The sequence below is a fragment of the Pseudoalteromonas luteoviolacea genome (assembly GCF_001696455.1).
Lineage (GTDB): Bacteria > Pseudomonadota > Gammaproteobacteria > Enterobacterales > Alteromonadaceae > Pseudoalteromonas > Pseudoalteromonas luteoviolacea_C.
This window is the reverse complement of sequence record NZ_MAUJ01000039.1, coordinates 1-910: the sequence shown is the minus strand read 5'-3', so window position 1 is coordinate 910 and position 910 is coordinate 1. Positions and strand designations below refer to the sequence as shown.

The following is a 910-nucleotide window of genomic DNA, read 5'->3' as shown; positions in this document are numbered from 1 at the left end:
TAAAATCCATCGACCACGAGTCATTATGTTTGCTCGGTGCGCTTAATGGCTCCGGTGAGCGTGTTGGTACACGGCGTTTTCCTTTTCGTCTAAGGTTAAGTTTAAGCATGTTATACACTCGCTCAACGGGCTTTTTATTCCATAATTTGCCTTGATGCCTTAGTCGTTTAAACAGCTTTGGCATGCCCCACCTAGGGTGCCGCTCAACAAGCGCTAACAAAGCATCAATCACATCATCATCCGGTGGTCGCTTGCATTTATAGTAATAAACGCTTCGACCTAAACCCGCTACGTTACAAGCAAATGCGACGCTTACCTCAAACCGTGCTCGTAAGTGTTCGACCCAAGCTCTGCGTCTGCTTGTTTTCACAGCTTTTTTGAGATGATTTCTTCAAGCATTGAATGTTTTAAACTGAGAGTCGCAAACATATCTTTTAGCTTGCGGTTTTCATCTTCAAGCTCTTTTAAACGCTTCACATCAGAGGCTTCCATTCCACCATATTTAGAACGCCACTTATAAAATGTACTTTGACCCACACCATGTTTACGGCATATTTCTGGTACAGGCACACCCGATTCGGCTTCTTTGATCATGCCGACTATCTGTGTTTCGGTGAACTTACTTTTTCGCATCGTAAAATTTCCTTCTTATATTAATAGAAATTCTACTTATGAACTGTTTCATTTTTTGGGGGAGTTACAATTAACTATGGTAGTAAAAGTTGGATTAGAAAACAGTGAAGATGGCCGCTGGTTAGCGACCATGCTAGGTAGTTTCGAAGAGTCTAAAAGTTAGCTTTTAGCTCTTTGGTATGGTGCTGTAAAAACGCTATTTTACAGCGCTTATACACCTTAGCTGCACTGGTAGAGTTTGGCAGTTCTTTTAAATAACGCCATTTGCAGGAATCTT

General features: G+C 41.5%; 2 pseudogenes. Both read right to left on the bottom strand.

Going from position 1 to position 910, the window contains the following annotated elements:
• Positions 1-205, bottom strand: a pseudogene (locus tag A7985_RS27245) (IS3 family transposase); the annotation flags it as partial.
• Positions 206-425: 220 nt separating this feature from the next.
• A pseudogene (locus A7985_RS25380) lies at positions 426-633 on the bottom strand (transposase); the annotation flags it as partial.
• Positions 634-910: the final 277 nt, after the last annotated feature.